The organism is uncultured Muriicola sp. (genome assembly GCF_947258935.1).
In the GTDB taxonomy this organism is placed as follows: domain Bacteria; phylum Bacteroidota; class Bacteroidia; order Flavobacteriales; family Flavobacteriaceae; genus Muriicola.
The window spans coordinates 33,720-40,047 of sequence record NZ_CAMYKH010000009.1 but is presented as its reverse complement, the minus strand read 5'-3'; the positions used below and the strand labels follow the sequence as shown (position 1 = coordinate 40,047).

The following is a 6,328-nucleotide window of genomic DNA, read 5'->3' as shown; positions in this document are numbered from 1 at the left end:
CCTTTGCTTTTTATGTTCCCCCTTCTTTTTCATAGTTATATTTCTCTTGCCTGGATTATTATAGCGATAAAAATTAATTTTTATGAAATTTATCGTTTTGCCAAAGCCACCTATATTTTAAAACAATTGTTTACACAATTTGTGTTTTTCTTTTTAATCTTATATGCATTTATTGGATTTTTTAAACAACCTAACATTAGTAGATTTATGTTGGGGATTTTCTTTTTATCCATTTGTATTTCTGTTCTATTTCTAAAATTTCTTAACTATTATCTTTTAAAAAAATATCGTACAAAGGTAAAAGGCAACATAAGCTATGTGGTGGTTATAGGTAATAATAGAAAGACAGATCAATTAATCAAAATATTTAATAGTTATACAGAATACGGATACCAACTATTAAATCAATTTGACCCGAAGGCTTTAGATTTTGACATAAATAATTGCATTAAATTTATTGTTGATAATAAAATAGATGAGATATATTGTTCTGTTAGAGATTTAAAGAACAATGAATTATCGGAATTAGTTAACTATGCAGACAACAATCTAATTGGATTAAAATTCATTCCTGACAATAAAGAAATATTTACAAAAAAACTAAATTTAGAATATTACGAATATTTACCGATTTTATCATTCAGAGAATTGCCACTGGATGACCCTTTTAATCGGTTTTATAAAAGATTATTTGATTTTACAATTTCACTTCTTCTATTCGTATTTATACTATCTTGGTTAATGCCATTAATTGGAATATTAATAGTTCTTGATTCAAAAGGCCCCGTATTTTTCCGCCAGAACAGACCAGGATTAAAAGAAGAAGGATTCGGTTGTTATAAGTTTAGAACTATGTTGGTAAATGATTCAACAGAGAAATCGGCTACAAAAAATGATCCAAGGATCACAAAACTTGGCGCTTTTTTGAGAAAAACCAGTATTGATGAAGTACCGCAGTTTATTAATGTTTTATTTGGTCAAATGTCTATTGTAGGACCGCGACCACATTTGTGGCGACAAAATGAAGAATATGGATCAACAATTCAAAAATATATGCTTAGGCATTATGTAAATCCCGGAATAACAGGATTGGCTCAGTCCAAAGGATATAGGGGTGAAATAGAAACTTCAGATGAAATAAGGAACAGAACTAGATATGATATATTTTATATTGAAAACTGGTCATTTTTTTTAGATTTAAAAATAATTTTACAAACCACATTAAATATTTTGAAAGGGGAAGAAAAGGCGTATTAGAGATGTACTTTCTACCAATAAGCAGGAGACATCTAGGTCAACTAAGGAAATTCCTTTAAAAATGGGATTTTACATACGAATTTGTTTCTATTCTAGAATTGAGGTTAAAGGTCGATTACATTGTAGGTATGGCACTCACTGTCTATCTTTGTAAATTAATAATTGACTAAGAAAATATAACTATGAAAATATCTGTTGTTGGCACTGGATATGTTGGTCTTGTGACCGGCACTTGTTTGGCGGAAACTGGAAATGAAGTTGTTTGTGTGGATATAGACGAACAGAAAGTTCGAAAAATGCAGGAAGGAGAAGTACCCATTTATGAACCTCATTTGGATGTATTGTTTGAGCGCAACATTAAAGCAGGAAGATTAACATTTACTACCTCTTTAAATGAAGGTTTAGATCATGGGGAGATTGTATTTTTAGCGCTCCCAACACCTGAAGATGAAGACGGCTCTGCAGATTTAAAATACGTTTTAGGCGTGGCTGATGAGATTGGAAAACTCTTAAAGGAGTATAAGGTGATCGTAGATAAAAGCACCGTTCCTGTGGGGACTTCGGAAAAAGTACATGTCGCGATAGCTAAAAATGCTAAATGTGGGTTCGATGTAGTTTCAAATCCTGAATTTCTCAGAGAAGGTTTTGCTGTGGATGATTTCTTAAAACCAGAACGTATTGTAGTTGGATCGAGCTCCGAAAGAGCAACTAAATTAATGCAGAAACTCTATAAGCCATTTATGAGGTCGGGGAATCCGGTAATAATAATGGATGAAAAATCTGCTGAGCTTACAAAGTATGCGGCTAATGCTTTTTTGGCAACCAAAATTACCTTTATGAATGAAATAGCCAATTTTTGTGAGAAAGTTGGAGCAGATGTAGACAAAGTTCGTATGGGGATGGGCACAGATTCGAGAATTGGAAAACGCTTTCTTTTTCCAGGCATCGGTTATGGAGGGTCTTGCTTTCCAAAAGATGTTAAGGCTTTACACAAATCCGGAAAGGACATGCATTACGATTTTAAGATCCTTAATTCGGTAATTGAAGTAAATCAAATACAGAAAACAATTTTGATTCCTAAAATCAAGAAGTTTTTTGGAAACAACCTTCGTGGTAAACGTATTGGGATTTGGGGATTAGCTTTTAAACCGGAAACTGATGATATAAGAGAAGCCCCTGCGCTCTATATTATTGAAGAATTATTAAAAGCAGGAGCTATCATTACGGCCTTTGACCCGGAAGCCATGGATAATGTGAAACAAAAGTTAGGAGAGAAAATCTCATTTGCGCCAGGGATGTATGGTGCTGTGGAGGATGCAGATGCGCTTGTGATTTGTACAGAATGGGGAGTTTTCAGAAACCCAAATTTTACAATGGTCAAAGAATTATTAAAAGAACCGGTCATTTTCGATGGCAGAAATTTGTACGAATTAGAAGAGATGATAACCGAAGGATTTCATTATGAATCTATTGGGCGGAATTAATCAAATAATTAAAATAAATAATACACTTTGAAAAGAATATTAATTACAGGAGCCGCGGGTTTTTTGGGATCCCATTTGTGCGACCGATTTATCAAAGAGGGTTTTTATGTTATCGCCATGGATAATTTGATTACGGGCGACCTTAAGAATATTGAACATTTATTTAAATTAGAAAATTTTGAGTTTTATCATCACGATGTAAGCAAATTTGTGCATGTGCCCGGTAAGCTGGATTATATTCTGCATTTTGCATCTCCCGCAAGCCCTATCGATTATTTAAAGATTCCTATTCAGACGCTTAAAGTAGGAGCATTAGGCACACATAATCTTCTGGGGTTAGCTAAGGAAAAGAATGCAAGAATATTAATTGCATCTACTTCTGAAATTTATGGAGACCCACTTGTTCATCCTCAAACAGAGGAGTATTATGGGAATGTAAATACCATTGGTCCCAGAGGTGTATATGATGAGGCCAAACGCTTCCAGGAGTCTATTACTATGGCCTATCACCGTTTTCACGGCCTTGATACACGTATTGTACGCATCTTCAATACATATGGCCCACGCATGAGATTAAACGATGGACGCGTTATTCCTGCCTTTATGGGGCAGGCACTTCGAGGAGAAGACCTCACTGTTTTCGGAGACGGTTCTCAAACCCGCTCCTTTTGTTATGTAGATGATGAGATAGAAGGAATTTACAGATTATTAATGAGCGATTATAATCTTCCTGTTAACATAGGTAACCCAAATGAAATTACTATAAAAGAATTCGCAGAAGAAATTATTAAACTAACGGGTACCAATCAGAAAATAGTCTACAAACCTCTGCCAAAAGATGATCCAATGCAACGTCAACCGGATATTAGCAAGGCAAGAGAAATATTAGGTTGGGAACCAGAAGTAGGCAGAGAAGAAGGAATGCGTAAGACATTTGAATTTTTCAAAAAGCTTTCTAAGGCAGATCTTTTGAAAACAGAACATAGAGATTTTACACTTCATAATAAGAAATAGCACAAAGCCGCTTCAAAAAGATTGGATGAAAAATATATTTTGGGGATAGAAGGGATTAATTTTGTTTTCTTACTGTATTTTTAGCCAAATCTTTTATGCATGAATATCCTACTCCTTGGCTCCGGCGGTCGCGAACACACACTCGCCTGGAAATTAACTCAAAGCCCAAAACTTCAACGACTTTTTGTGGCACCCGGGAATGCGGGTACCTCCTCTATTGCCACTAATCTTCATTTAAACATCAATGATTTTGATGAGGTAAAGACGGCAGTACTATACAACAACATTCAAATGGTGATAGTAGGGCCCGAAGATCCTTTGGTTAATGGGATCCATGATTTCTTCCTGAAGGACCCAACACTAAAAGATATTCCGGTAATTGGACCAGAAAAACATGCAGCTACCCTGGAAGGAAGCAAGGATTTTGCAAAGCAATTCATGATACGTCATGGGATCCCTACGGCGGCATACCAAAGTTTTACTGCTGAAACCGTAGAGGAAGGTTTTGCCTTTCTGAATACCCTAAAACCACCCTACGTACTTAAGGCAGATGGACTTGCAGCAGGGAAAGGAGTAGTCATTTTACAAGATATTGAGGAAGCCCGCGCAGAACTGTCACAGATGCTATTGGAATCCAAATTTGGAAAGGCCAGCACCACTGTGGTGATCGAAGAGTTCCTTTCCGGGATCGAATTAAGCTGTTTTGTTTTAACAGACGGAAAACACTATGAAGTTCTTCCTACTGCAAAAGACTATAAGCGAATAGGAGAAGGCGACACCGGACTAAACACAGGAGGAATGGGGGCAATTTCGCCAGTTCCCTTTGCAGATTCCATTTTTATGGAAAAGGTCAGTCAACAGATAATAATCCCAACGATACAGGGCTTACAAAAAGACAATATCCCTTATAAGGGCTTCATATTTATCGGATTGATCCAAGTAGGAGAAGACCCTTATGTTATAGAATACAACGTACGATTAGGTGATCCCGAAACTGAGGTGGTCTTGCCGAGAATAAAAAATGACCTGGTAACGGTATTTGAAGCGATAGCAAAACAAACATTAGATACCGTGGATCTGGAGATTGATGAGAGAACAGCGGCCACCGTAATGACGGTCTCAGGGGGATATCCGGAGGCATATGAAAAGGGATTTGAGATACGTGGACTGGAAACCATCAAAGATTCCCTGGTATTCCATGCGGGAACAACCATAAAGGACAACAAAATTATAACCAATGGAGGCCGGGTAATTGCCGTCACTTCCTTTGGAAAAGACCATATTGAAGCCCTGCAAAAGTCGTATCGCAATGTTGAAAAGATAGCGTTTAAAGGGAAGTATTACCGCAAAGATCTTGGCTTTGACCTATAAATAAGAATGAGAGGTGATAGATTTGTCCTCTTCATTGTTATCATTGTACTTTTTAAGCTGCAAAAGCCAATAGACCATGGCTACAACTCCAGCGATCATAAATATCCAATTTACAATGTTGGCGGTCCACCAATTTTCCATAAAGCGGAAAAAATCATAAGGCCAGAAAAGGCCATTCACGAATAAATCTTCTATGCCGTAAAAAAATGCGTTCATCTTGGTTATATTTACGAACACAAAAATATAAAATCCGGAGATGATTTCAGGCATTTTTGGCAAAACAAAACCAATAAATTACGTTTTACTCCTTGGATTTATATTTATCCTCTATTGGTTTGTATACTTCTATGTCAGTAACAATTCTATTGAGCCAGCTGTATTAGTGTGGCAATCATTGGTATTACTTATCCTTTTATTTTCTGTACTGGTCATCAATTTTGTGGTCAACCGGAATCAAATAACCAGTGCTAATTCTTATGTCGCCCTTTATTTTATTCTTTTAATTCTCATCTTCTCAAGATCTGTTGCCGATAATAATGCCATCTTTTGTAGTTTTTTCTTGTTGTTGGCATGCAGAAGGCTTCTAAGCCTTCGATCTTTAAAAAATATAAAGTTAAAGATCATGGATGCTACTCTGTGGGTCCTGGTTGCGAGCCTTTTTTATGATTGGACGATTCTATTTCTGCTCCTGGTTTACATTGCTATCTATATTTATGAACCCAAAAACCTAAAGAATTGGCTGGTTCCCCTGGTCAGCATCATTGTATTTGTGTTATTAAGCTATGCAGTGCTTATTTTGGCAAATAATGAAGGGTATTTACTGCAACATTATCAATTTGCACTAGACAATATTCAGGAGGTGTTTGCAGATTGGAAATTAAACATAAAACTCATCATTTACGCCTTACTTATTGCCATCACGGCCTTAGCGGTATTTCTCAAATCAGGGAAGTTGGGCCTCGGAAGGATCATTAATTTACGGGTGATCTCTATTTATTTCTCAATAAGTATTCTGGTTATCATCTTAAGTCTTATGGCGGGAGATCTGCCTGTCTTGATTTCATTTTTCCCCGGCGCTGTCTTTCTCGGGAAATATGTGGAAATGATCAAACGGAAAAATATAAAGGAGATGGTCCTTTATGCCTCTGTCTTCACTGCATTTTTAGTTTTTGCAGCGGACATTCTTATTAAATAATAGATAC

At 36.4% G+C, this 6,328-nt stretch carries 6 protein-coding genes; 5 read left to right on the top strand and 1 reads right to left on the bottom strand.

Annotation, left to right across the window (positions count from 1 at the left end):
• From Q0X72_RS02945 to purD, 4 genes are all read left to right on the top strand, one after another.
• The coding region (locus Q0X72_RS02945; protein ID WP_367180406.1) for an exopolysaccharide biosynthesis polyprenyl glycosylphosphotransferase at positions 1 to 1,257 on the top strand (1,257 nt) is incomplete at its 5' end.
• A gap of 182 nt (positions 1,258 to 1,439) precedes the next feature.
• Positions 1,440 to 2,741 (top strand): UDP-glucose/GDP-mannose dehydrogenase family protein, encoded by a 1,302-nt coding sequence (locus Q0X72_RS02940; protein ID WP_297761819.1) that lies wholly within the window; start codon positions 1,440 to 1,442, stop codon positions 2,739 to 2,741.
• Positions 2,742 to 2,768: 27 nt separating this feature from the next.
• Entirely contained in the window at positions 2,769 to 3,755 is a 987-nt protein-coding gene (locus tag Q0X72_RS02935; protein WP_297761816.1) for a UDP-glucuronic acid decarboxylase family protein, read from the top strand.
• A 99-nt stretch (positions 3,756 to 3,854) separates the two neighbouring features.
• Positions 3,855 to 5,126: a phosphoribosylamine--glycine ligase gene (gene purD, locus Q0X72_RS02930; protein WP_297761813.1), complete on the top strand. Its 1,272-nt coding sequence runs from the start codon at positions 3,855 to 3,857 to the stop codon at positions 5,124 to 5,126.
• Here the strand turns inward: purD and Q0X72_RS02925 are convergent.
• The gene (locus tag Q0X72_RS02925) at positions 5,121 to 5,342 is read right to left on the bottom strand and encodes a uracil phosphoribosyltransferase (protein ID WP_297761811.1); all 222 of its coding nucleotides are present in this window, start codon (positions 5,340 to 5,342) and stop codon (positions 5,121 to 5,123) included. The two genes, purD and Q0X72_RS02925, sit on opposite strands and share 6 nt — an antisense overlap.
• A gap of 40 nt (positions 5,343 to 5,382) precedes the next feature.
• On the opposite strand from Q0X72_RS02925, the gene Q0X72_RS02920 reads away from it, so the two are divergent.
• Complete coding sequence (locus tag Q0X72_RS02920) at positions 5,383 to 6,321, top strand: hypothetical protein (RefSeq protein WP_297761808.1); 939 nt, start codon at positions 5,383 to 5,385, stop codon at positions 6,319 to 6,321.
• Positions 6,322 to 6,328: the final 7 nt, after the last annotated feature.

Coding starts and splice junctions, on each gene's coding strand:
- Q0X72_RS02920 (WP_297761808.1), top strand. CDS start 5,383: ATGATTTCAGGCATTTTTGGCAAAACAAAACCAATAAATTACGTTTTA.
- Q0X72_RS02940 (WP_297761819.1), top strand. CDS start 1,440: ATGAAAATATCTGTTGTTGGCACTGGATATGTTGGTCTTGTGACCGGC.
- Q0X72_RS02925 (WP_297761811.1), bottom strand. CDS start 5,342: ATGAACGCATTTTTTTACGGCATAGAAGATTTATTCGTGAATGGCCTT.
- purD (WP_297761813.1), top strand. CDS start 3,855: ATGAATATCCTACTCCTTGGCTCCGGCGGTCGCGAACACACACTCGCC.